20 protein-coding genes are annotated in these 23,828 nt (G+C 63.7%); 6 read left to right on the top strand and 14 right to left on the bottom strand.

Annotated elements, in window-relative coordinates; genetic code table 11:
• Positions 1–11 precede the first annotated feature (11 nt).
• The 3 genes from M2343_RS00100 to M2343_RS00090 form a co-directional block, all read right to left on the bottom strand.
• Positions 12–1,499 (bottom strand): carotenoid oxygenase family protein, encoded by a 1,488-nt coding sequence (locus tag M2343_RS00100; protein WP_264575127.1) that lies wholly within the window; start codon positions 1,497–1,499, stop codon positions 12–14.
• Between the two features lie 44 nt (positions 1,500–1,543).
• Positions 1,544–1,858 (bottom strand): hypothetical protein, encoded by a 315-nt coding sequence (locus M2343_RS00095; protein ID WP_264575126.1) that lies wholly within the window; start codon positions 1,856–1,858, stop codon positions 1,544–1,546.
• A 140-nt stretch (positions 1,859–1,998) separates the two neighbouring features.
• Positions 1,999–2,463 carry a MarR family winged helix-turn-helix transcriptional regulator gene (locus M2343_RS00090; protein WP_264575125.1) on the bottom strand — a complete coding sequence of 155 codons (465 nt, stop codon included), beginning with the start codon at positions 2,461–2,463 and terminating at the stop codon, positions 1,999–2,001.
• Positions 2,464–2,723: 260 nt separating this feature from the next.
• Here M2343_RS00090 and M2343_RS00085 point away from each other — a divergent pair, with 260 nt between their 5' ends.
• Complete coding sequence (locus M2343_RS00085) at positions 2,724–4,280, top strand: carboxylesterase/lipase family protein (protein ID WP_264575124.1); 1,557 nt, start codon at positions 2,724–2,726, stop codon at positions 4,278–4,280.
• A 123-nt stretch (positions 4,281–4,403) separates the two neighbouring features.
• Here M2343_RS00085 and M2343_RS00080 read toward each other — a convergent pair whose 3' ends face one another.
• Both M2343_RS00080 and M2343_RS00075 read right to left on the bottom strand, forming a co-directional pair.
• A complete protein-coding gene (locus tag M2343_RS00080; protein ID WP_264575123.1) occupies positions 4,404–5,321 on the bottom strand; it encodes a hypothetical protein in 918 nt (305 codons plus the stop codon).
• A 37-nt stretch (positions 5,322–5,358) separates the two neighbouring features.
• A complete protein-coding gene (locus M2343_RS00075; protein ID WP_264575122.1) occupies positions 5,359–6,363 on the bottom strand; it encodes a helix-turn-helix domain-containing protein in 1,005 nt (334 codons plus the stop codon).
• Between the two features lie 333 nt (positions 6,364–6,696).
• Between M2343_RS00075 and M2343_RS00070 the strand changes: the two genes are divergently transcribed.
• The 5 genes from M2343_RS00070 to M2343_RS00050 all read left to right on the top strand — a co-directional run bounded on the left by M2343_RS00070 (position 6,697) and on the right by M2343_RS00050 (position 12,521).
• Positions 6,697–9,207 carry a TonB-dependent receptor gene (locus M2343_RS00070; RefSeq protein ID WP_264575121.1) on the top strand — a complete coding sequence of 837 codons (2,511 nt, stop codon included), beginning with the start codon at positions 6,697–6,699 and terminating at the stop codon, positions 9,205–9,207.
• 225 nt (positions 9,208–9,432) lie between these two features.
• On the top strand, positions 9,433–10,887 hold the full coding sequence (locus tag M2343_RS00065) for a cytochrome ubiquinol oxidase subunit I (protein ID WP_264575120.1): 1,455 nt from the start codon (positions 9,433–9,435) through the stop codon (positions 10,885–10,887).
• A complete protein-coding gene (gene cydB, locus M2343_RS00060; RefSeq protein WP_264575119.1) occupies positions 10,884–11,882 on the top strand; it encodes a cytochrome d ubiquinol oxidase subunit II in 999 nt (332 codons plus the stop codon). Before M2343_RS00065 ends, cydB begins: the two co-directional genes overlap by 4 nt.
• On the top strand, positions 11,840–12,001 hold the full coding sequence (locus M2343_RS00055; RefSeq protein ID WP_413715994.1) for a DUF2474 domain-containing protein: 162 nt from the start codon (positions 11,840–11,842) through the stop codon (positions 11,999–12,001). Before cydB ends, M2343_RS00055 begins: the two co-directional genes overlap by 43 nt.
• Positions 12,002–12,101: 100 nt before the next feature.
• The gene (locus tag M2343_RS00050) at positions 12,102–12,521 is read left to right on the top strand and encodes a hypothetical protein (RefSeq protein WP_264575117.1); all 420 of its coding nucleotides are present in this window, start codon (positions 12,102–12,104) and stop codon (positions 12,519–12,521) included.
• Between the two features lie 175 nt (positions 12,522–12,696).
• On the opposite strand, the gene M2343_RS00045 is transcribed toward M2343_RS00050, so the two are convergent.
• The 9 genes from M2343_RS00045 to M2343_RS00005 all read right to left on the bottom strand — a co-directional run.
• Positions 12,697–13,284 carry an urea carboxylase-associated family protein gene (locus tag M2343_RS00045; RefSeq protein ID WP_264575116.1) on the bottom strand — a complete coding sequence of 196 codons (588 nt, stop codon included), beginning with the start codon at positions 13,282–13,284 and terminating at the stop codon, positions 12,697–12,699.
• Complete coding sequence (gene gntA, locus M2343_RS00040; protein WP_264573468.1) at positions 13,284–13,967, bottom strand: guanitoxin biosynthesis heme-dependent pre-guanitoxin N-hydroxylase GntA; 684 nt, start codon at positions 13,965–13,967, stop codon at positions 13,284–13,286. Before gntA ends, M2343_RS00045 begins: the two co-directional genes overlap by 1 nt.
• Before the next feature lie 119 nt (positions 13,968–14,086).
• Positions 14,087–16,207 carry a M3 family metallopeptidase gene (locus tag M2343_RS00035; protein ID WP_264575115.1) on the bottom strand — a complete coding sequence of 707 codons (2,121 nt, stop codon included), beginning with the start codon at positions 16,205–16,207 and terminating at the stop codon, positions 14,087–14,089.
• 144 nt (positions 16,208–16,351) lie between these two features.
• Positions 16,352–17,638 (bottom strand): porin family protein, encoded by a 1,287-nt coding sequence (locus M2343_RS00030; RefSeq protein ID WP_264575114.1) that lies wholly within the window; start codon positions 17,636–17,638, stop codon positions 16,352–16,354.
• Positions 17,639–17,737: 99 nt separating this feature from the next.
• Positions 17,738–18,823, bottom strand: a complete 1,086-nt coding sequence (locus tag M2343_RS00025) for a transferrin-binding protein-like solute binding protein (RefSeq protein ID WP_264575113.1) — start codon at positions 18,821–18,823, stop codon at positions 17,738–17,740.
• A 206-nt stretch (positions 18,824–19,029) separates the two neighbouring features.
• Positions 19,030–20,613, bottom strand: a complete 1,584-nt coding sequence (ahpF, locus tag M2343_RS00020) for an alkyl hydroperoxide reductase subunit F (protein WP_264575112.1) — start codon at positions 20,611–20,613, stop codon at positions 19,030–19,032.
• A gap of 181 nt (positions 20,614–20,794) precedes the next feature.
• Positions 20,795–21,358 carry an alkyl hydroperoxide reductase subunit C gene (gene ahpC, locus M2343_RS00015; protein WP_264575111.1) on the bottom strand — a complete coding sequence of 188 codons (564 nt, stop codon included), beginning with the start codon at positions 21,356–21,358 and terminating at the stop codon, positions 20,795–20,797.
• A gap of 253 nt (positions 21,359–21,611) precedes the next feature.
• Positions 21,612–22,622, bottom strand: coding sequence for an alpha/beta hydrolase (locus tag M2343_RS00010; RefSeq protein WP_264575110.1), 1,011 nt, complete (start codon positions 22,620–22,622; stop codon positions 21,612–21,614).
• A 120-nt stretch (positions 22,623–22,742) separates the two neighbouring features.
• The coding region (locus M2343_RS00005) for a c-type cytochrome (RefSeq protein WP_264603846.1) at positions 22,743–23,828 on the bottom strand (1,086 nt) is incomplete at its 5' end.

The raw sequence follows: 23,828 nt of genomic DNA, 5'->3' as shown, positions 1-23,828 counted from the left end.
CCTCGGTCTCATCACGCATCGATGCCTCCTGCTTTTGGAAAGGGCGCCAGTTCGTCCGGCCGCACCCAGATGCAGTGGACTTGCGGACCTGCGCGGAACGGCAGGATCACGCGGGCGATGTCGCCCTCCTCCAGCCGCTGCGCATCGGCAATGATCAGCTCGGAGCGCATCTCCGCATAATTGGAAGCCGTGCCGATCAGATAGCCATCGCCCTCCGGCGCGTCGGCATTGCGAGGAATGAAGCAGCACTCCTGCAGGCTGTGCGTATCGCCGGGGAAATAGCGATCGACTTTGTTTGTATGCAGGTCGAACCGGGCATAGCTGTTCGTCACGCGCCCGCGCAGATTGCCTGCCCGCGCCTCGTCGAACGGCCGGGTCGGGTCGGTAAATCCCGTGAAGCAATAGCGGTTTTCCTGCGTCAGATAACGCGGATCGATCCGCCCCAGATCGCCGATGGGCAGCGGGAACAGAATCTCCTCCTCCCAGCTATCCTTCTTGGAATTCAGGTCGAAGGTCAGGCGGCGCACATAGGCCTTTGCCCGCGTTGGGTCCCAGGGAGAGCCATCGACATTGGGGAAGAAGGGGAAGAAATTGGAATCGTAGAAGGGGGCGTAGAGCACCACCTTGTTGCCGATGGTCTGCGCGTTGAACGTGTGCATCATGCACCGTTCCGGGCCTTTGAACCAGCGGATGTCCTTGCCCTCGCCATCGCGCGGCATGATGCCAATGTAGCTGTCCTTGCTGCGGTCCCACCCCCAGTGAACCTTGCCTTCGCGCAAGCGCTCCATGCTGGTGACGTAGCCACCGAACGGGAAGAGGATGTGCTTCTCGGTCAAGGCAATGTCATGCATCACCGAGACATAGGGGACCTCGAACCGCGTCTCGCGCGTCACCCGGCCCGCCTTGTCCATCGCGTAGACGAACACGTCCTTGGAGGCCGGCCCCGTCGCCTCATAGCCATAAGCGATCATCTCGCCGGTGAACGGGTCGATCTTCGGGTGCGCCGTGAAGGTCTGGCTTTTGTATTTGCCCTCGAAATCCCACGCGCCGATCGTGTCCAGCGTCACCGGATCGATCTGCTGGGGCAGCGAATCCTCCTTGAGCGTGAACAGCTTGCCGCCATGCACCAGCGGGGTGGTGTTGGACACGGTGCCGTCGATGCCCTGCACGCTGGGATCGTCGGTAAAGCGATTGCGATAATAGCCAAAGAGCTGCCGACCCGCCTTGAGATTGGCCTGGAAGCGCGGCGTGCGGACGAACTTGCCCTTGTAGGAGACGCGCCCATCCTTGAACCGGAAGGTGCTGACATAACCGTCGGTATGCAGCATCGCATCGTCCGGCTTGCTCGGCGGATAATACCATTCACCGCCCAGGCGCACGAAGGTGCCGACCAGATCGGCGGGCAGTGTGCCCTGCACTTCGCATTCGAGAATCTCGGCATCGTAGCGCTGCGGGGAAAAGAAGCCGCGCTTGGCCGGATCAGAAGAAAAATCGACCACTTGAACCTCCGGTCAAGGGCAGCCGCACATCTCGGCAGACCCGTTCAGACATAACAATTCACTCTGCGCAGCATCTCGTCCGACAGCGGCTCCACGCCCTCGCCGCTGCGGCACCCGCGCGGCGGATGCCAGGGCGCGGCGCGGCCGGTGCGGTCCAGCCACGGTTCGTTGGAATGGAAGGACAGCACGGCATCCATCCGGGTTGGTCCAGCCGCACGCGCCAGCACGGCGGAGCCGCCCGCGCCGATCAGCAAGGCGCCGACGCAGGCCCCGCGCAACATCTGGCGGCGGCTGGCCAGAGGCCCCAGTTCATGCGCCAACCGGGGACGATGCGCCCGATTGTCCGACTCCACCGACACGTGCTGCTCTCCTGCAATTGCACATGATCGTTAAAAGGGCCGGCCCCGCGGGGCTTTACTGGCGACGCATCGTGCTTTGCATTGCCGGGAACAAAGTGCAGGCAGGCGAACGGCCTTGCGCCGCGTCCGGCAGCGGGCGGTCAGCCGAACCGGCGCAAAAGCTCGCAGAGTTGGGCGATCCGCTCCTGCCCGATGCGCGCATCGAAATGCGCCTCATAAGCATCGTGGCAACGCCGCAGCTCGGCCAGAAAATCCGTTCCCGCCGCCGTCATCCGCAGCAGGCGCACGCGACGATCCGCCTCGCTCACCTCACGCGCCACGAAGCCGCGCTTGACCAGATCGTCGAGAAGGCGCGTCATGTTGTTGGAGGTGATGCCCATGATCTCGGAGAGGTCGCCGGGCGCGCAACCGGGGTTACTGTGGATCAGCAGGAGGACGGAATAAGCGCTCGGCGTCATGTCCGTGCCGGCGAAGAAGCGGTTGAACGTCGTCGAGGCATCGCGCCACGCCGCATGGAGCAAAAAGCCGAAGGTGTGCTCCAGCCCGGCCAACTGGAAGCCCCTCTCTTTCAGCTGCTCTGTTCGTTCCACCGCCGCCTCGCTCATGTCCGCTCCAGCCTTGGCGCGAGCAATGCGCCCTGTCGACCCTCATGCGCGCGCGGGGGCGATCTTCGAGCGCCCAGTTCACCGGCAGACGAACAAGAGTTCCCTGTCCGCAAATTGCGAGCGGGCCGGAGTTCCTAGAATGAGGCGAACCAGAGGAGCCTGCCATGCCCGCTCACCCCGGCGTCAGCAGACGAACGGCATTGAAAGCCGTCTTTGCTGCCACGACCGCTCCCGCCATCATTCTGCCAAAGGCTTTTGCGATGACATCATCCGAACCGATTGCCGACACGCAATATGGGCGCCTGCGCGGCCGCCTCGAAGGCGATGTGATGGCGTTTCGCGGCATTCGCTATGCGCGGGCCGAGCGCTTCCGCCCGCCCGTCGCGCCGGAGGGCTGGACGGGCATTACCGATGCGCTCGCATTCGGGGCCAGCGCACCGCAATCCAACCCCAATCCGCCTCCCGGCCCGCCTTATGTCATCCTTGCGCAACTGCCGCGCCCGGCCAGTGCGCCGCCCGCACCCCCGCCGGTCCCGGAATCGGAGGACTGCCTGTTCCTGAACATCTGGACCAGCGGCCTGCGCGATGGCCGCAAGCGGCCGGTGATGGTCTCCCTGCATGGCGGCTTCTTCTATGGCGGCTCAGGCTCGGCGGTGGACGGCAGCAAGCTCGCTGCGCGCGGCGATGTCGTATTCGTCAGCCTCAACCATCGCCTCAATGCCCTTGGCTACACCCACCTCGCCGGCCTGACGGAGAGCGACGAATTCGCGCATGCCGGCAATGCGGGAATGCAGGACATTATCGCCGCGCTCGGCTGGATCCGCGACAATATCGAGAATTTCGGCGGCGATCCGGCGCGCATCATGGTGTTCGGCACCTCCGGCGGCGGAATGAAGACCAGCTTCCTGATGAGCAGCCCTGCCGCGCAGGGCCTCATCCACCGTGCCGGCGTACAGAGCGGCCCGGCGCTGCGCTTCATGGAGCGGGACGATGCCGCGACAGCGACCGACCGGCTGCTGCACCGGTTGAACATCCCGCGCGACGACTGGCAGAGCCTGCTCACCCTGCCGGTCCAGACCCTGCTTGCCGGCTATCACGCCGTCGCGGACGATTTGAAGCCGCGCAACTTCACGCATCTGCCCTGTTTCGCGCCGGTGCTCGATCCGCTGTTGCTCCCGCAACACCCCTTCTCGCCCCGCGCGGCGCCGCTCACCAACGCCATCCCGATGCTCATCGGCTGCAACGCGCAGGAAATGAGCTTCTTCTGGGGCAATGATCCCGGCGCCTTCACGCTGGACGAGGCCGGCCTCGAGTCCCGCTCCCAGGCGTTTCTCGGCGACCGCACCGGCAGAGTCCTCAGCCGCTACCGGCAGGCCTATCCCGAGGCCACGCCGAGCCGGCTCTTCCTCCAGTTGTTCAGCGACTATTCCATCCAGGCACCGATCATCGCGCAGGCCGAGCGCAAGGAAGGCGCGCCCGCCTTCATGTACCGGCTCGATTATCAGAGCCCCGCGCTCGACGGGAAGCTAGGCGCCCTCCACACGATGGAGACGCCGTTCATTCTGAATACGCCGCAGTCCGCCCGCGCCCTGCTGGGCGAGGGCGACGCCCCGACCACGCTCGCGGCCAAGATGAGCAGCGCCTGGGTTGCCTTCGCCACCAATGGCGATCCCAATGATCAGGCGAGCGGATTGCCGCACTGGCCGGCCTATGAGCGGAGCACCCGCGCGACGATGCTGTTCGACCAGTCGTGCCGCGTGGAGCCCGACGCAGGCCAGCTCGCGCGCGAGATCATGGGCGATCTGGTGGAAGGCTAGGCACGCGGGGACCGCAAGGACATTCCCTCCGTTCGTCCTGAGTAGCCGCTGAGCTTGTCGAAGCGGCGTATCGAAGGGTCGGCCCTTCGAAACGATGCTTCGATACGCCTCTTAGGTCCGCGCCTACTTCCCGTTGCCCGGCCCCCAGGGCGACGTCGCATTATAGGGCGCCGTGATGAACGTGGCTTCCACCCCGGTAATCATGCCGCCCTGGATCTTGAACATTTCCAGCAGCGCCCAGCTATGCGGCTCACGGAAGATGGATCGACGCGGCGTGCCGTCGGTCAGGGTGTAATCGGCCAGAACGCCCTTGTGATCGATGAAGCCGCGGAACAAGGAAATGCCCCGCTCCTCATCGACGAGGATCGGCACCCGCCTGACCTTATTGTTGAAGGCATAGCGGCCGAGCCGGAAATCCTTCTCGATATCGCCGAAGATCATGCCGTTTTCGTAGCGGATCGCATCGGGCGCAAAGCGCGTGTTGCGGATTTCGCCGATGTTATTCTCCAGCGTCTGGAAATAGCCATCGCCCAGGCTCAGCAATTCCTCACGGCTATTGCGGCGCGCCTGAGGCACCGGCGTTGCACGGTCGGCGGGGCGCACGAAATCCTTGGGCTCCGCAAACGGCGTCGGCGGCGAGCTCAGGTTGCGCCTGGTCGAAAGCATGTGCTCGACCTCGGTGATCTTCCGGTTCTCGATCTTCAACCGGACGGCGAGATAGCCGGGAATTTCGCTCTGGTTGATGGCCATGAACGCAGCGGCCTGCCCGGTCTGCGGGTCGGAGAGCGTCAGCGCCGTGCCGACTTCCTCCGTCACAGTATCCCAACTCGCATCGGGAAACGCCATCTCGATATTGTTTTCCGTGAAGCGCACATGATCGGCAAAGGGCGCAGCCGAGACATCATGGGCCAGATAGGCCGCCCGATATTGCCCCATAATCTCTTCAAGGCAGGCTTTGTCGCAGCCAGCCTCGGCCTGCACCGCGCCACTCGACATCGCCATCATCATCAATGCTCCCACACGCGCCAGAACCAACCGCATTGCATCCTCCACTCGATCGGCTGTCAGCCTAGCATCGTCACGTCCCCGCGCTTGTCGGGACGGACATGCGCGTTTTGTCCGTGCGTGAACCGGCATCCAGCATCTGCGCGCGGTACGCCTTGGGGGCGGTGCCGAATTTTTCTCGGAAGGCGCGGCTGAAATGCGCGGAACTGCTAAAGCCGTTCTCGAAGGCGATCTGCGTCAGCGTCGTCTGGGCCGCCTTGGGCGACGCCAGCGCGGCGCGGCAGCTTTCAAGCCGCGTTCCCCAGATATACTCGCTGATCGTCTCGTCACCATTGAAGACCTTGTGCACATAGCGCTTCGAGCACTTCATCGCCTGGGCGATCATATCCACGGATAGAGCGGGATTGCCGACGTTCCGCCGCACAAACGCACGGATGCGGTCCTGGGTAAGTTCGCGCATCGGCGCCACGTCGCTGCCCAGCCGCTGCTCATGCAGCAGCATGCGCATGAAATCGATCATCGTCTCGCCAAGATCGGCATCGAGCCGGTCGTCCGTCTCGGCGGTCGTGGTGATCGCGCTATGCAGGCAGGCCTGCAGCATCCGCGCGATGTCGCCGCCGACCTGCAGCGCACCGGGCAGCCGGGCGATTGCGTCCTGCTCATGGCGCGCCAGCCGACCCAACGGCAGCTGCAGCGCCAGCTTGCGCGAGGCTTCGAGATGCGTCGCCACATAGGGATATCGCCCGTCACTCACAGACCATTGCCCGGCCCGCACGATATGTTCGCCATGGCGGGTCGACACGATTGTCGAGCCGCGGTGCTGAAACCAGATGCGGACATGCGGATCGCCTTCGCCTGCGGCAATCAGGCGCCGCGTCCACGCCGCGCGATGCGGGGATGTGTCGAGCCGAAAGACCTTGGCATCGCCGAGCGCCCGCCGGACGACGACGCCCTGAAAGGCGTGGTCCTCGATCCGGTCGGCTTCTACCCCGCCGATAGCCGCGGCGCCGGCATTCCAGAACCCCAGCCGGTCGCGGTCCGGGATGTCCTCAGTCGAGACTCTGCGCGCTGCGCCCACTGCCCTCTCCCGTCCTCATGTCCGGGCCGCTCGCATCCCTCTTGGGACCGGCCGCCCGCATTATCTCTTTGCGAGAGATTGTTTCGTGAGACCGCTTCCAAGTCAAGCCGCTTACAGTGCAGCCATTGTTGCGCCCGTGCATCATGAAACAAGTCCGCGTGCACCATTGGAGAAGGCAAATGCCTTTGCCTGCCGTAATTTGGCGGCGGTCTGCCCGATCAGGTTTCCTCGACCGGTCGGAAGAAAGAAACGGCCAGTCCCGATTTTGCGCTTCGCATCCTTAGATATCCCAATTATGGTAGGACAAAATAAATTACACACAGGGGAGATGTCATGAGAAAGTTCCGTTTTGCGCTCTTGTCGTCCGCGATCGCGCTGATCTCGTCGACCAATGCTTTTGCTCAGGATGCCGCGCCGCAGGCGGGCAATACGCAGGCCGCGAGTGACGGCGACATCATCGTCACCGCACAGTTTCGCGAACAGAATCTGCAGGATACGCCTATCGCCATCACCGCGGTGAATTCGGCGATGCTGGAGGCACGCAGCCAGACCGATATCAGCCAGGTCGCCAACCAGGCCCCCTCTGTGACACTGAAGCCACAGGGCGCTGCTTATGGCCCTGCTCTGGGCGCTAACATTCGCGGTGTCGGCCAGTTCGACTTCAACCCCGCACTTGAGCCTGGCGTCGGCTTCTATGTCGATGACGTCTATTACGCCACGCTGACCGGCTCGATCCTTGACCTGCTCGACCTCGATCGCGTCGAAGTGCTGCGCGGCCCGCAGGGCACGCTGGCCGGCCGCAACTCCATCGGCGGCGCGGTAAAGCTCTATTCGCAAAAGCCGGAAGGCACGAACAGCGGTTATGTTGCCGCCGCTTACGGTAGCCGTAACCGCATCGATCTGCGCGGCAGCGCCGATTTCAACATCGCGCCGGGTATCGACATGCGCCTCGCTGGGGTGGCCAAGAAGCAGGAGGGCTATGTCACCCGTCTCGACTATGGCTGCGTCTACCCCGCTGGCGGCACGGCAACCTTGCCGACCACCGCACCGCTGAATGGCGGGAGCCTGATGAATCCTGTCGGCGGGATTCCTGCCCGCACCAGTCGCGCGGACTGCGTGCTCGGAAAGGAAGGCGAAGTGAACTACATCGCCGCGCGTGGCCAATTACGCCTGCGTCCGTCCGAGACGATCGATATCAACATCATCGGCGATTATACCGACGATGATCGTCAGGCCGCCGGTTCGGTGCTGCTGGCGCGCACGTACCCTAATGGCGGCCTTGCGAGCCCCAACTTCCCGCTCGCGCCGAACCCGCCCTACACCACTGGCACGCCGCCCTCAGGCGCGGTGCCGCGAGATATCCAGCCTTTTGCTGCGGTCGTGCCTTATGACACGCGCTTCGTGTGCGGGCCCTATTGCAACTACGCAACGTACGACATGCCAGCAGATGGCCCCTATCGCGCATCCAGCGGCAATGGCCGGGTTCGCTTCAAGGGCTGGGGCGTTTCGGGACAGATCGATTGGGAAATCGCGCCCAATCTGCAGATCAACTCGATTACGGCCTATCGTGAATATGAGTCGAACTTCAGCAACGACAACGACGTATCGCCGCTGGCCCACAGTCTTGGCTATGGCCCGCTGACCTTCCGATTCTTCAGCCAGGAACTGCGCCTGAACGGGTCGATCAACGACCAGATCGATTTCACCCTGGGCGGCTATTACAGCGATCAGAAGTCGGTCTACACCTCCTTCCAGGATCTGCGGTCCTCGGCGCTGCAGTTCCAGCAGAGTGATCCTGTCAACGCGGATAGCAAGGCTGCGTTTGCTCATATCTCCTGGAACCCGGTTGACGCGCTGACGCTGACTGGCGGCATCCGCTACACGGAAGAGGCCAAGACCTACACCTATGTGCGCCAGCGGCCCTATCTGGACCCCACGTCGGTCACGGCAAACGGCGTGCTGCCGCTCAACGGAACGGTGGGCAACTACAGCGGCAATCGCGTCGATTACCGCGCGAACGTCCAGTACGCCTTCTCGAACGACGTAATGGCCTATGCGCAGTTCTCCACCGGTTTCAAGGGCGGTGGCGTCAACCCGCGGCCCTTCTTCGTCCAGCAGGCCCTGTCCTTCGGTCCCGAGACGCTGAACGCTTATGAAATCGGCCTGAAGACCGATCTGTTCGATCGCGTGCTGCGCTTCAACGTCGCTGCTTTCCTCAGCAAATATAAAGACATCCAGCTCTCGCTCGGCAATTGTACCGCTATCACGGGCGCCGGATTCGGCGCGCCATGCGCCCTGCCGGTCAACGCTGGCGATGCCGACATCAAGGGCGTCGAAGTCGAAGTCACGCTGCGTCCCACCGAGGGCATGAGCATCGATGGCGCCCTGAGCTACATCGATTTCGAATATAAGAAGTTCGGCACCTACACGGCCGGCACCTCCACCGTATCGGTCGGCGGCCCCACCAACCTCAGCGGCCCGCAGTTCGGCGACTATGCGCCCTACACGCCAGAGTGGAAGTGGAGCCTCGGCGTACAGTATAAGATCGATCTCGGCACCGCCGGGTCGCTCACGCCGCGGGTCGACGGCTCTTATCAGAGCAAGGTCTACACTGTGTCGGCCAACCGCTCGAGCAACCGCATCGACGCCTATGGCGTCGCAAATGCGCGGCTGACCTGGCGGAATGCGGATGAGGATCTGGACGTCTCGTTCGAGGTCACCAACCTGTTCGACGAATATTATCTGCTCACCATCTATGACCAGACCGTCGGCAGCCAGGGCTACTCCAACGGCCAGCCCGGCCGTCCGCGGGAATGGGCTGTGAGCGTGAAGAAGAAGTTCTGATCGCGGGCTACTAACGAAAAAAGGAAGGGCTGCGACCGGCACAGGGTTGCAGCCCTTCTGCATTTTGGCTTCCAAACACACTTGTTGCATATTCTGCATGTGTCTTCTCGGCATCGTCATGCCGAAATCCCCTGATGGCCCTTCTAAGGACCGGGCGCAGATGCTAAGGCGCCACCACCGACGCCATGAGCTGTCGGCACCAGTAACTGACTGGGGATAAAAGCTATGTTCGCGGAGGCCGACGCTCTCCTGCTGGCGCGTATCCAGTTCGCTTTCACGGTGAGCTTTCACTTCATCTTTCCGGCCTTCTCGATCGGCCTGGCCAGCTATCTCGCCGTTCTGGAAGGGCTGTGGCTCAAGACGGGCAAGTCGGTCTACATCGACCTGTTCCGCTACTGGCTGAAGATCTTCGCCATCGTCTTTGCGATGGGCGTCGTCTCGGGCATTGTCATGTCCTACCAGTTCGGCACCAACTGGTCGGTCTTCTCGGATGTCGCCGGGCCGGTCATCGGGCCGCTCATGGCCTATGAAGTCCTCACCGCCTTCTTTCTGGAAGCAGGCTTCCTCGGCGTCATGCTGTTCGGCATGAACCGCGTCGGCAAGAAGCTGCATTTCTTCGCGACGTTGATGGTCGCCATCGGCACCTTCGTCTCGGCCTTCTGGATTCTGTCGGTCAACAGCTGGATGCAGACGCCGCAGGGCCACATCATGGGCGCGAACGGCCAGTTCCTCCCCGGTGACAGCTGGCTGCCGATCATCTTCAATCCCAGCTTCCCCTACCGCCTCGTCCACACCGTGACCGCTGCCTATCTCACCACGGCGCTGGTCGTCGGCGCGGTCGGCGCCTGGCATCTGCTGCGCGATCGTGCCAATGCCCATGCGCGCAAGATGTTCTCCATGGCCATGTGGATGATCGCGCTGGTCGCGCCCATCCAGATTTTCGTCGGCGACATGCACGGGCTGAACAGCTGGGAGCATCAGCGGCCCAAGGTGCTCGCCATGGAGGGCCATTATGAGAGCTATCCGGATGGCGCGCCGTTCATCCTCTTCGGCGTGCCGAACGCCAAGGAAGAGCGGGTCGATTATGCCGTGAAACTTCCGGGCATGACCTCCCTCATCCTGGAACACGACATCCACGCCCCGATTGAGGGCCTCAAGACCATTCCCTTTGACGAGCGCCCGCCGGTCGGCGTCGTCTTCTGGTCCTTCCGCATCATGGTCGGGCTGGGCATGCTCATGCTCGCACTGGGCATGACCAGCCTGTTGGCGCGGTGGCGCAAGGGCCTGTACGACTGGTCGCTGCTGCACCGCTTCGCGCTGGTCATGGGGCCGGCGGGCTTCGTCGCCGTCATCGCCGGCTGGGTGACGACCGAAGTCGGCCGCCAGCCTTATGTGATCTATGGCCTGCTCCGCACTGCCGAGGCGGCCTCGCCGCTCGCCGCGCCGGCCGTCGCCGCCTCGCTGCTGGCCTTCGTCGTCATTTACTTCGCGGTGTTCGGCGCGGGCACCTGGTATATCCTGCGCCTCATGAATGCCGCGCCGCATAGCGGCGAGCCGGGGGTGGAGGCCACGGAACGCGGTCCGATCCGGACCGCCGGCATCACACCCGGCCCGGCGCAAGGGGACCCCAGGTCGACCTCACCAGTTCAGCCGACAGTTCAGGGGAGGGCCGACTCATGATCGATCTCACGGTCATCTGGGCGTTCATTATCGCCTTCGCCGTCTTCGCTTATGTGGTGATGGACGGGTTCGATCTGGGGATTGGCATCCTGTTCCCGACCATCACGGTCGGCCACGGGCGCAATCGCGCGATGAACTCCGTGGCGCCGGTGTGGGATGGCAACGAGACCTGGCTGGTGCTCGGCGGCGGCGGCCTGATGGCCGCCTTCCCGCTGGCTTATGCGATCATTCTGCCGGCCACATACCCGCTGGTCATCGCCATGCTGCTGGGGCTCGTCTTTCGCGGCGTCGCCTTCGAGTTCCGCTGGCGCGATCCGGGCCACCGCGCCTTGTGGGACATGTGCTTCTTCGGCGGCTCGGTGGTCGCCGCGCTGGCGCAAGGCATGATCCTGGGCGCACTGCTGCAGGGCATCGATGTCACCGGGCGCTCCTATGATGGCAGCTGGTGGGACTGGCTGACGCCCTATACCCTGCTCACCGGCGCCGGCGTAGTCGCCGGCTATGCCCTGCTCGGCGCCTGCTGGATGATCTGGAAGCTGGAGGGCGAGGTGCAAGAGCACGCCTATCGGCTCGCCTTCAAGGCGGCGATCGCCACGTTGCTGCTCATGGGCGCGGTGAGCGCCTACAATCTGCTGCTGCTCTCCGATTATCGCGCCCGCTGGCTGGAAATGCCGAACATCCTGTTCGCCAGTCAGGTGCCGCTGCTCACCGCCCTCGTCGCCGGCGCGCTCTTCTATGCGCTCAAGACGCGGCGTGAGCTGATGCCGTTCCTGCTGGCGCTGGCCCTGTTCTTCCTCGGCATGGCCGGTCTTGGCGTCACCATCTGGCCCTATGTCGTGCCGGATCAGATCACCATCTGGGATGCGGCCGCACCTGAGAAGAGCCAGATCTTCATGCTGGTCGGCGTCGCGATCACCCTGCCGCTCATCCTCGCTTATACCGGCTGGTCCTATTGGGTCTTCCGGGGCAAGGTGGGCCACGAGGGCTATCATTGACCCGCGCGCCGCAAGAGGCACCGCTGTGGCAGCGCCTCGGCTGGATGGCAGGCATATGGCTGGCGAGCGTGTGCGTGCTCGGCGTCGTGGCCTGGGTCCTGCGCCTCTGGATTGCCTGACACGCCGCACGCCTAACCATCCAGCATGATAATAATCAGCTGGCGCGCCGGGGGCCAATCCGCCTCTCGCTCATTGTGCTCCTGCAACAGGAGCACTGCCATGACTGCCAACCCCTTTTCAATGTGGTTCGATTTCGCGCAGACCTGCATTCGGGCGACCGAAACGATGGTGAGCACGCACAATGTCCTGCTCGCCCGCACGCCGATCATCATGGCGGCATGGCAGTCCCCCTTCACCGCCGATGGCCGGGAGCTCAGCCTGATGGTGACGGAAAAGACCGACGCCTTCGGCAAGGCGGCCCGCGCGCAGGATCGCGGCGCCCGCCGCTTGCGCCAGACCGGCGCGGCCAACGCCCGCGACATGCAGCGCCTCGCCTCAGGCCAGCCCTTCTGGCCCCACGACTGGATGCGGCTGATGGAGCGCAATGTGGCGACGACCGTCGCCCTGATGGCCCTGCCGGGCAAGATGCTCGCGCCTTATCACAGCGCCGTGACGGCCAACGACCGGCGTTTGCGCTGAGGCGGCTGCGCTGGTTGACGAAGCGATAGCGAGCGCGACCTGAGCCCCTCCTCTTCAGAGGAGGGGTTGGGGTGGTGCATCAACCGCGCAGCCATTCACAGCCTTCGCGTTGCTCGCGCATCGCCACCACCCCCGCCCCCTCCTCTAAAGAGGAGGGGGGACCGGGCGGCAATCCCTAAACCAGATCCTCGACCATATAATCGATCGGACGAAAGCTCCCGCCATTGCTGGCATATGCCGAGCAGGCCGTCAGGCCGATGATCAGATCCATCTCCGCCTTGAGGACAATCCGGTCGCCCGCCGCGCTGAGCGGCGGCAGAACGCTGATCTTGCCGTCCGCCCCCACCGGCACATTCATGAAGCAATTGAACGCAACCGGGATCATATCGGCCGTGATGCCATAAGGCGCCAGCGCCGCTGCCAGATTGCCGAAACAACCCGGAACGACCGGCTTGTCCGGGTAAAAGTGCAGGAAGGTATCGGTGCTGCACGGCGTCAGCAGAAAATCATGGCAGCCGACCGTATCCTGCTCGATCGTCAGCAGCACATTGGACCGGTTCGACCACAGCCGGTTGCCCGTCGTCAGCCGAATGGTCTCCTCATAATCGAGCGTGCGACCATTGCTGAGCACCTCGCCGATGTCCGCGCGATTATAGGCCAGCAGGTCCGCCACCTGGCACCCTTCCGGGTCGATCACGGTCAGATACTGGCCGGCACGCAATTCGAACGCCACGCCCGAACGGGGCGGAATACGCTCTGCCATCACGCGACCTCGCGGGGGTCATGGAATGGGCATTTCCAGTCCTCGCCGACATGCCGCCCGCTATACTGCGCGGCCTCGCTGCTCGTGCCGTGGCGTGCAAGCATTGGATTGGCCTCACCGGCAAGATCGACATCGCGGGCGATGATCGTCTCTCGGATCTTTTCGTAGCGCCCTTCCTGACGCAATTGCTCGAACTGATCGTGCAGGTTGAACACGATCACCGGCCGCTCGAAACGCCGCGCCGGGCGGCTCGCTGCCGGATGCAGACCCACTGCGAAAAAGGCTTCCCCGCCAAAGCTCAGCGAGAAATGGGGATCGTCCGGATCGCGGCTCACCCGCTCATCATAGGGCAGGCCGAGCCACGCATCCTTGTCGGCCAGCGATTGCAAGCGGTCCCACATCGCCTGCTCATAGGCCTTCTCATCCAGTGGTGCCGCATGCGCGAAAATGATCGCGAGGCTGCGGAACAGCCCCGGATCGCTCGCATAGGATTGCGCCCAGGCCATCAATTCGCCGTGCAGGCGCAAATCGTCCCAGCCGCTGTCGATGGACCAGCCCACGAGAATGTTGAGCGTGCCGCGCGAGAGAGCCGATTTGGCCCCCACGCACGGAAAACTCCTGTCCATGATAAATGCCTCGAAAGAGGCGCGCAGCCGCGCTTCTTCCTCCTGTGAAATCAGCATCCGTCCTATATCCGCTATCTACTCAGTCTAATTCAGAAATCCTGCCCGGGGCATTCGTTCCAAATCGAGGCGGGTTCCCCGCACTAACAAAAAGCAAATCGCACGGATCGAGGGCTGGATTACTGCGCAGGAACGGGGAAGCCCCGCTTGCGCAGCAGCGCATTCACATCCGGGTCGCGGCCGCGGAATGCCCGATAAGCTTCGGCCCGGTCGGTCTCGTTGCCGGTCGAGAGCAGCGCCTTGTTAAAGCGCGCGGCCAGCGCAGGGTCCCAGACATTGCCGGTCTCTTCGAAAGCGGCCCAGGTGTCCGCGTCCATCGTCTCAGACCACAAATAGCTGTAATAGCCCGCCGAATAGGCATCGGATGAGAACAGGTGATTGAACTGCGGCAGGCGGTGCCGCATGATCATCTCCTTGGGCATCCCGATTTCCGCCAGCGTCTCGCGCTCGAACGCGTCGATATCGGTCGGCGCATCGGGGCGATTGTGCAGCTTCATGTCCACGATGGCCGAGGAGAGATATTCGACCGTGGCAAAGCCCTGGTTGAAGGTGTCGCTGGCCTTGATCTTGTCGACCAGAGCCTTGGGGATTGGCGCGCCGGTCTGGAAATGGCGCGCATAGGTCTCGAGAATATAGGGGGTCAGCACCCAATTCTCATGAACCTGGCTCGGATATTCCACAAAGTCGCGCGGCGTCGTGCCCAGCCCCGGCCAGGTGATATCATAGCTCAGATAATGCAGCGCGTGGCCGAACTCGTGGAACAGCGTGGTCGCATCATCGAGGCTGATCGTCGTCGGCGCACCGGCGCTGCCCTTGGCGAAATTGTTATTGTTGGAGGCCAGCACATATTCATTGCCGTTCAGATGATCCTGCCCCTTGTAGGTGGTCATCCACGCCCCTGACCGCTTGCCGCTGCGCGCCCAGGTATCGAGGTAGAACAGCCCGACGACCTTGCCGCCGCGCGTCACCTCGAAGGTCCGCACATCGGGGTGGAAGACCGGCACCGCGCCGGTATTCTCGGTGAAGGTGAAGCCGTAGAGCCGGTTCGCCATGTCGAACATGGCGGAGACCATCTTGTCGAGCTGGAAATAGGGCTTCACTTCATTCTGATCGAGGTCGTACTTCGCCTTGCGGACCTTCTCGGCGTAGAAGCGGTAGTCCCATGGCTCGATGGTGATCTTCGGCCCCTGCCCGGCCTTCGCCTCGGCATCGGCGATGGCCTGCATGTCCGCCACTTCCTCACGCACGCGGGCGACGGCCGCCGGCCACACCTTCATCATCAGGGCCATCGCCTTGTCCGGCGTTTGCGCCATGGTGTCGCGCATGCGGTATTCGGCATGTGTCTTGAACCCGAGCAGCTTCGCCCGCTGGGCACGCAGCGCCACGATCCGCGCGATGGTCGCATTGGTGTCATTGGCATCGCCATTGTCGCCGCGATTGGCGAACGCCTCGAACACGCTCTTGCGCAGGTCGCGCCGCGTCGAGCTTTCGAGGAAGGGCTGCACATAGGAGCGGGTGTTGATCAGCAGCCAGCCATCCACGCCCTTGTCCTGCGCCGCCGACTTCATCGTCGCCACGAAGTCCGCCGGCAGACCCGCGAGATCGGCTTGGCTGGTGAAGGTGATGAACTTCTCCTCATCGGCCAGCACCTTGTTCTGGAAGCTGCTGAACTCCTGCGCGAGCGCCGTCTCGATCCCGATCAGTTCCTTCTTCTGCGCGGCATCCAGCATGGCGCCGTTGGCGACCAGATCCTCATAAGTGCGGGTCAGCAGCCGCATCTGCTTGGCATCAAGGCCCAGCCTTTCGCGCTTGTCGTAAAGCGCCTTCACCCGCGCGAAATAGCGCGGATCGAGCGTCAGTTCGTTGAAGAAGGCGCTCAGCTTCGGGCTCCACTCACCCTGAATGCGGCGGATGTCGTCATTGGAGAGATTGGAGACATACACGCCCCAGATCGGCATCACCCGGTCGGACAGCGTCTCCTTCTGAAGCGCGGTGATGGTATTGTCGAACGTCGGGGCGGCCTTACTGGCCAGCACACCCTCGAACTGCGCCTTCACCGAGGCCATCACCGCCTCGAACGCGGCAGGGAATGCCGCCGGATCGACCTTGTCCCAGGCGGGTACGCCGCCATAGGGGCCGGTCCACGGCGGGGTGATGGTCTCCGCCTTCTGGGCGGCGAGCGGCGTGGATAGCGCGAGCGCGACGGCGCTCAACGGGGCAAGAACATGCTTTGAAGGCATTTGTCGGAAAACCTCAATCCTTGGGGAAACGCAGTGTCGCGTCACATGAGGCCAAACTTATCGGCTACCCGCTTGGTTTCAACCCCTTGCGGGCGACGCGACATGCACCGTCAGACGCGGACGTTACGGCGCGCGCCTATCCGGTCAGAAAATCGTCGTCACACCGATGTCGAAGCGCGTACGGCGGTAGGCGTAGAGCGCGATATTGCTCTCGTTGATCGTATGCGAGACGCCCACGCGCGGCGCGAACCGGCCAAGCGTCACCTTGCGATTGAGCGCGCTCACCCCAAGACTGTAGCTCGTGTCGCGCCGCGCCGCGCCGAACGCGGCAAACACGCCATCGAAGCGGCTGTAGGAAAAGCCGGGCTGCAGCGAGAGCGAGAAGCCCATCGGCAATTCGCGCGCGTAGATCGCGCCCGCCGTGTAGGAGGTCTGCGCGAAGGCGCGGTTGGCCGCGTCGTGACGATTGATGCCGACGCGCAAATTGCCGAGGCTCTGTTTGTCCAGCGAGCGCGTGACGCCCAGCGACAGGCCGAGCAGCGCCCCATTCAGATGCGTGGCGCCGTTATGGCGCAGGTCGCTCGCGCTGGCTTGCAGGCTGATCGCCGTGCGGGTGCCCGGATAGTAAGCGACATCCGCCTGACCGCCGAGCATCCGGCTATAGGGCTGCCCGCCATACCAGCGGCGGGAGGCCGTGCCGGCGGCGGCCAACGCGAACCGGCCCAGCGTCACGCGCGGGCCGAGATAGGCGCTCAGCACCATGTCGTCGAACTGCTGCCCCTGATAATCGCGCCGCGAGAGGGATGCGCCGAACCGCTGCCGAACCCGCGCGGACAGACGTGGCGCCCACTCCGCGCCGATCTGCCCATAGACCCCCACCCCGCTCGACCGGCGGGCTGCTTCCGACAGGTCAAACGGCAGGCCGTAGAGCTCGATCGTTTCCGCCGCCGTCGCCGCATTGATGTTGGTATCCGGCGCGAGCGCGAAGGAGGCGCTGAACGACCAGGATCGCATTTCACGAATGGACTTGAGGTAGCGATCGACATTGGCGGAGACGATCGCGGGCAGATTGGCCGCGCCGGCCAGACGGAACTGCCGCTCGGCATTGGCATAATCCCGGGCGACATAATAAGCGCGCGCCAGCTCCAGCCGCACGCGCACCGCCTGCGGCTGATCGGCCAGTAAATGTTGGAACTGCCGGATCGCCTCGCGCGTCCGCCCCGCTTCCATCAGCGCCATGCCGAGGCGAAACCGCAGCTCGGGATTGGCCGGATCACGCGCGAGCCGTTCGGCATAGGCCTCTGCCGACACCGACACGGCCGCCGCTGGCGCTGCCGCTTCCGGCGCGCTGCTGGCCGCCGCATCGGGATGCGCGGCGATGGCCGTTGGTGTCCCGGCCATCGCCATCGCCCCCACCTGGGACATAAGCATGAATGCTCCCACTGCAGACATGTGCTGCCGTCCCATTCGATCCGCTGCCCCCACCACGCTTTTTGCGCCCCACGCGCGGGCAGCGGATCGCCCCTCGGGTTACTGCTTGATTCCGGCGATCGTCCCGAGCGCCGTGTTCGTGCCGTCGGAGAGCGACCAGATCGCGCCGACCTCATCGGCTGCCGGCCCGTATAAGCTGCCGCCGATCGTGCCGACCGCGCCGCTCTGCAGGGATGCCGCACCGCTCGGTGCGCTCGTCACCGCCGTAGTGCCCGAGAAGTCATTGCCGGAGAGCGAAGCCGTGAACGAGGCATCGTTCCACGCCGCCTGCTGCCAGTTGCCGTTCTTCTCGTAGCCAACCTGCATGTTGGACGTGGTGCCGGTCAGGCTGTTGGCGGCAAAGTTCACGCTGATCGCGGCATTGCCTTCCAGCTCGCCGACATTGCGGGCACTGCCATCGACAAAGCTGACATAGCCCTCCACCTCGCCGGCATAGGTGGCGGTGCCGCTTGTCGGCATGCCGGCGCTCGGCGTTTCGTACCCGCCGATCAGCGGCGCATAAGTTCCAAGCTGGCCGTTCTGTCCAAAGACCGCCCATTCGCCGAAGCGCAGATAGCTCAGATCGCCATTATCCAGCTCGCCATCGAGCACGACCTCCAGCTTGCGACCGTTGGAGAGGTTGGCCGAGTAGCAATCGTCGCAATCCTCGACGAGGGCCACATTGGTGATCCCGGCCGCGGGGACATTGACGGTGAACTTCAAGCCCGATGAGTCCCGGCTGATCGTGACGCCATTGGCGTTGGCAGTCGCCGCGGCGGTGGGATTCCCCTGTGCGTCGAAATTCACCGCAAGCTGGCTGAGCGGAAAGCTGATCGTTCCCGACGTCTGGGTATCGAACGAGGCGCCATTGGTGGCCTGCACGGCCGGCGTCGCGTTGGTGCCCGGCCCTGCAACGATGTTGGCGATCGGCCCCGCAGCGGGCGTGGGAGTCGGCGTGGGCGTCGGGGTCGGGGTCGGCGTGGGTGTCGGTGATGGCGTGGGTGTCGGCGCAGGCGTGGGCGTGGGGGCAGGCGTGGGCGTCGGGGTCGAGTTCACGCCTTCGTCTCCGCAGGCAGAAAGGGTGAGTGACAGCGCCGCTGCCGAAACGAGCAGCAAGGCCCTGGAATAAGTCCGTGAAATTATCATGATGCACCCCCTGGCAAAGACATGGACCGGCGGAGGCATAGTCCGTCCGCCGCTACAATCCGCGCCTGCCAGAAGGTCGGGAGCCCGGCATCTCCCAAACGGGATATGCGCACGCTGCGACCCGCCATGGGACAACCGCATCCACAAGAAAGGGGCGCCCGGCCCGTGCCGAACGCCCCTTTCCAATCTTAACCGATACGCCGCGCTCAGGCCGCCTTCGCCTGCTCCTCTGCCGGCGCGAGGCGGATCAGATAATCGAAGGCGGAGAGCGCGGCGGTGGAGCCTTGCCCCATCGCGATCACGATCTGCTTGTAGGGCACGGTGGTGCAGTCGCCCGCCGCGAAAATGCCCTGCTGCGAGGTGTGCGCCCGCGCATCGATCTCGATCTCACCGCGATTGCTCAGCGCCACCGCATCGGTGAGGAATTCGGTGTTGGGCACCAGACCGATCTGGACGAAAATGCCTTCCAGTTCGACCAGATGCGATTCATCGCTGTTGCGGTCGCGATAGGTCAGGCCCACCACCTTTTCGCCATCGCCATGCACCTGCGTTGTCAGGGCGGAGGTCACCACCGTCACATTCGGCAGGCTGTGCAGCTTGCGCTGGAGCACGGCATCGGCGCGCAACTGGCTGTCGAACTCGACCAGCGTGACATGCTTGACGATGCCGGCGAGGTCGATCGCGGCCTCGACACCGCTGTTGCCGCCGCCGATCACCGCCACGCGCTTGCCCTTGAACAGCGGGCCATCGCAGTGCGGGCAATAAGCCACGCCCTTATTGCGATACTCGTCCTCGCCGGGCACGTTCATCGTGCGCCAGCGGGCACCGGTGGCGAGGATCACCGCCTTGGCCTTGAGGGTCGCGCCGCTCTCCAGTTGCACTTCAGCGAGGCCGCCCGGCGCCTTGGCCGGCACCAGCTTGCTGGCTTTCTGCAGGTTCATGATGTCGACATCATAATCCTTCACATGCTGCTCCAGCGCGGCAGCCAGCTTCGGCCCTTCGGTGTGCGGCACGGAGATGAAGTTCTCGATGCCCATGGTATCCAGCACCTGCCCGCCGAACCGCTCGGCAACGACACCCGTGCGGATGCCCTTGCGCGCGGCATAGATGGCCGCGGCGGCACCGGCCGGCCCGCCACCGACGACGAGCACGTCGAACGGCTCCTTGGCGGCGATCTTCTCGGCCGCGCGGGCGACAGCTCCGGTATCCAGCTTGGCGAGGATCTGCTCGATATCCATGCGTCCGGAGGCGAACGGCTCGCCATTCAGATAAACGCTGGGCACCGCCATCACCTTGCGCTCATCGACTTCCGCCTTGAACAGCGCGCCATCGATGGAGACGTTGCGGATGCGCGGGTTGAGCACGCTCATCAGGTTGAGCGCCTGCACCACGTCCGGGCAGTTCTGGCAGGAGAGCGAGAAATAGGTTTCGAACTGATAGTCGCCCTCCAGCGCGTTGACCTGCTCGATGACGTCATCGCTCACCTTGGGCGGGTGGCCGCCGACCTGCAGCAGCGCCAGCACCAGCGAGGTGAACTCGTGCCCGAGCGGAATGCCGGCGAAACGCACGCCGATATCCGGGCCGGCCCGGCGGATGAGGAAGCTGGGCTTGCGCGCATCGCCTTCATCGGCCGCAATGGTCACAAGATCGCTCAGCCCGGCGATGTCTTCCAGGAGGCCCCGCAGCTCCGACGCCTTGGCGCTGTCGTCCAGCGACGGCACCAGCTCGATCGGCTGCTTGATGTTGGCCATATAGGCCTGCAACTGGCTCTTGATGGCGGCGTCGAGCATGAGAGGGCTCCTTTCGAGATAGAGCCCCTCCCCTTCATGGGAGGGGTTGGTCGAGATAGAGCCCCTCCCCTTCAGGGGAGGGGTTGGGGTGGGGCTGGAGGCCGCAACTTGTCGCTGCGCGAGCGATGCTGCGCACGCCCCCACCCCTTGCCCCTCCCCTGAAGGGGAGGGGTTGTTAGGATTAGATCTTGCCGACGAGGTCGAGCGAAGGTGCGAGGGTCTTCTCGCCTTCTTCCCACTTGGCGGGGCAGACTTCGCCAGGGTGGCTCGCCCAGTACTGCAGCGCCTTGATCTTGCGGAGCAGTTCGGCGGCGTTGCGGCCGACGCCTTCCGGCGTGATCTCGACGAGCTGGATCGTGCCGTCCGGGTCCACGACGAAGGTGCCACGGTCCGCAAGGCCGACGCCTTCGCGCAGGATCTCGAAATTGTTCGAGATGCTGTGGTTCTGGTCGCCAAGCATGTAGTAGCTGATCTTGCCGATGGCCGGCGACGTGTCGTGCCAGGCCTTGTGGCAGAAGTGCGTGTCGGTGGAGACCGAATAGACTTCCACGCCCATGCCCTGGAGCGTCGGGTAGATGTCTGCCAGATCCTCAAGCTCGGTCGGGCAAACGAAGGTGAAGTCAGCCGGGTAGAAGAAGAAGACGGCCCACTTGCCCTTCACGTCCGCCTCAGTCACGTCGACGAACTTGCCTTCCTTGAAGGCCGTGGCGGAAAACGGCTTGATCGGGGTGTTTACGAGACTCATGTCTGCTCCTCTTGGTGAATTGACGCCTTGCACATAGGCATCATTGTTGTTCAGGCAAAATTGATTAATCTCAACGCAAAGATCGATTTTGTCGATCTCTGCGCTGTCGATCGCGCGCCTGTCACACAGTTAGGGAGAAAAAATGTCGGCTAAAGGACAGGCGCGACCATCCAACGCACATCGCGCCCTGCCGGTCTCGAACCGGGCAGGGCGTCACGGGGCCAAAGCGGTGCCGCGCTAGCCTTTCTCGAGATCAATCCTTGGCGAGATGCTCGGCAAAGAAAGGCAGGACGAAGGCCCGGAAGCGCTCGCGCACGCGATTGCCATGGTCGCCCTCATAGACGGTATAGCTATGCGCAACGCCCATCCGGTCGAGCAGCTTGGCCATATCGCCATTATCCTTGATGAGGGTGTCCTTGTCCCCCACGTCAATCGCGATGGCCTTGAGGCTCTTGAGCGCCGGCAGATATTGCGGGGCCATGGCGAGCGGCGCATTGGCCGCCCATTGCGCTATGATCTGCGGCTGGACGACGCCCTTTTGCGTGCCAAGGTCGAGATAGAAGGGCGCCTTGTCCGGCGCGGGCGACCAGGCCGAGGCCGCCGCGAAATCGGCCCGCACGCCAAAGTCGCCTTTGAGCGCTTCATCCATGCTCATCGCTTCGAGGCGCTGGCTGCGCTCTGCATCCACCGGCCGGGCGGAGAGGCAGCAGGCGCTCATCGCGTAGATGCTCGAAAACACGCCGGGATATTTCATGGCGATGCGCAGCGTTCCATAGCCACCCATAGAGTGGCCGCTCAGGCCGCGCGACTCTTGCTTGGCGAGCGTGCGATAGTGCTTGTCGACATAGGCAACGAGATCCTGCGCAATGAAGCGCTCGAAATTGCCCGTGGTCGGTGAGCTTGAATACATCGAGCCGCCATGGCGGGAGTTGGAATCCGGCACGACCAGAATCGCCTGGCGGTTCTTGGCCTCGGCGGTGTTCAGCGCATCGGCAAAGCCGATATATTTGTCATAGCCCTCGGCCGATCCCATGAAGCCGTGCAGGAAATAGACGACCGGATAGCGCTTGGTGCTCGTCGCATAATCCTCCGGGAGGAAGACGATCACGTCGCGGTCGGCGCTGTTCCCTTCCAGATTGCCTTCCACCGCCTGCGAGTGGACCTTGATATGCTCCACCTTCACCTCGGCCCGGCTGGCCGTCAGTGGGAGAAGCATCAGGGACGCCACCATCAGGCAGCGGGCAAACAGGGATTTGGGCGGCATCACTCTCTCCTCAACGCGCGATCTGCCCTTGCGGGCGGATCGTTAGACTATAGCGTTAGCAGGAGTTGCACGACCGCCGCCGACCGCGCAACGCATTATGCGGTTGCGCGGTCGGTCTGATCAGCGTGCCTTGGCTTTCTCTTCGGCAAGCAGCGCCTTTGCCTGCTGGTTGAGATAAGCGCGGATGGCCTCGGCTTCCTCGGGCTTGAGATAGGCCGCGAAGCTCGCCATGCCATTCTGCGCCAGCGCGCCGCCGATCACGACCTGCTGCCACAGATCCTTGTCGGCAATCAGCGGCGAGCGCCGCAGGTTCGGGTTGACCGGACCGCCATGGCAGATCTGGCAGAACTGGAAGAAGCCCTTCTGGCCGGTCGCGATCTGCGCCGCCGTGAAGGTCTCGTTGCTCGGCGTCGGCTCGGGCTGCGGGATCGGGGTGTAGGGCGGCAGCTTGCCGCTGCCCTTGATCTTGAACGCCAGCACGAGGCCATTGGGCATCTTGTTCTTCATGAACGGCGTGCCGCTCGCCATGCCCATCGAGCCGCCATAGCCGGCCATGACGGCAATATATTGCTCGCCATTGACGCGATAGGTGATCGGCCCGGCCAGCACGCCGCGATGGGTCTGGAAGGACCACAGCTTCTTGCCATTGTCCGCGCTGAACGCCTCGAAGTCGCCATGCGGCGTGCCCTGGAAGACGAGGTTGCCGGCGGTCGCCAGCGTGCCGCCATTCCACGGCCAGTCGCGCTCGACTTCCCAGCGCGGCTTCTGCGTCACCGGGTCATAAGCGACCAGCTTACCCTTCACCATGGATTCGAGGGCCTTGCGGCGCCCTTCCACGGTGTCGGGCAGACCCGGCATCGCCGGCGGATCGAGGAAGGACACTGCCGTATTCCAGCGCCCCTCATGGATCACGAACGGATCGGCATCGCCATAGACCAGAGGATGCTCCATCGCTGGAATGTAAACGAGGCCGGTCTTGGGCGAATAGCTCATCGGCATCCAGGCATGGGCGCCGATGCCCGAGGGGATGACCAGCGCCGGCCCATTGTCATAGCGCACGCCGGGCTTCTCGATCGGCCGCCCCGTCTTGAGGTCGATGCCCTCAGCCCAGTTCTGCCGCGCATAGGGCTTGGCGGAGATCAGCTTGCCGTTCGTCCGGTCGATCACATAGAAAAACGCGTTCTTCGGCGCCTGCATCAGCACCTT

This window comes from Sphingobium sp. B8D3B (assembly GCF_025961875.1).
Classification (GTDB): Bacteria; Pseudomonadota; Alphaproteobacteria; order Sphingomonadales; family Sphingomonadaceae; genus Sphingobium.
The sequence above is the reverse complement of the archived record's forward strand: the minus strand, read 5'-3'. Positions and strand labels throughout refer to the sequence as shown.

Excerpts from the sequence above, each read along its gene's own strand:
- M2343_RS00090 (WP_264575125.1), bottom strand. The coding sequence starts at position 2,463 with ATGAGCGAGGCGGCGGTGGAACGAACAGAGCAGCTGAAAGAGAGGGGC.
- M2343_RS00085 (WP_264575124.1), top strand. The coding sequence starts at position 2,724 with ATGACATCATCCGAACCGATTGCCGACACGCAATATGGGCGCCTGCGC.
- M2343_RS00080 (WP_264575123.1), bottom strand. The coding sequence starts at position 5,321 with ATGCGGTTGGTTCTGGCGCGTGTGGGAGCATTGATGATGATGGCGATG.
- M2343_RS00070 (WP_264575121.1), top strand. The coding sequence starts at position 6,697 with ATGAGAAAGTTCCGTTTTGCGCTCTTGTCGTCCGCGATCGCGCTGATC.
- M2343_RS00065 (WP_264575120.1), top strand. The coding sequence starts at position 9,433 with ATGTTCGCGGAGGCCGACGCTCTCCTGCTGGCGCGTATCCAGTTCGCT.
- cydB (WP_264575119.1), top strand. The coding sequence starts at position 10,884 with ATGATCGATCTCACGGTCATCTGGGCGTTCATTATCGCCTTCGCCGTC.
- M2343_RS00050 (WP_264575117.1), top strand. The coding sequence starts at position 12,102 with ATGACTGCCAACCCCTTTTCAATGTGGTTCGATTTCGCGCAGACCTGC.
- M2343_RS00045 (WP_264575116.1), bottom strand. The coding sequence starts at position 13,284 with ATGGCAGAGCGTATTCCGCCCCGTTCGGGCGTGGCGTTCGAATTGCGT.
- gntA (WP_264573468.1), bottom strand. The coding sequence starts at position 13,967 with ATGCTGATTTCACAGGAGGAAGAAGCGCGGCTGCGCGCCTCTTTCGAG.
- M2343_RS00035 (WP_264575115.1), bottom strand. The coding sequence starts at position 16,207 with ATGCCTTCAAAGCATGTTCTTGCCCCGTTGAGCGCCGTCGCGCTCGCG.
- M2343_RS00030 (WP_264575114.1), bottom strand. The coding sequence starts at position 17,638 with ATGCTTATGTCCCAGGTGGGGGCGATGGCGATGGCCGGGACACCAACG.
- M2343_RS00025 (WP_264575113.1), bottom strand. The coding sequence starts at position 18,823 with ATGATAATTTCACGGACTTATTCCAGGGCCTTGCTGCTCGTTTCGGCA.
- ahpF (WP_264575112.1), bottom strand. The coding sequence starts at position 20,613 with ATGCTCGACGCCGCCATCAAGAGCCAGTTGCAGGCCTATATGGCCAAC.
- ahpC (WP_264575111.1), bottom strand. The coding sequence starts at position 21,358 with ATGAGTCTCGTAAACACCCCGATCAAGCCGTTTTCCGCCACGGCCTTC.
- M2343_RS00010 (WP_264575110.1), bottom strand. The coding sequence starts at position 22,622 with ATGCCGCCCAAATCCCTGTTTGCCCGCTGCCTGATGGTGGCGTCCCTG.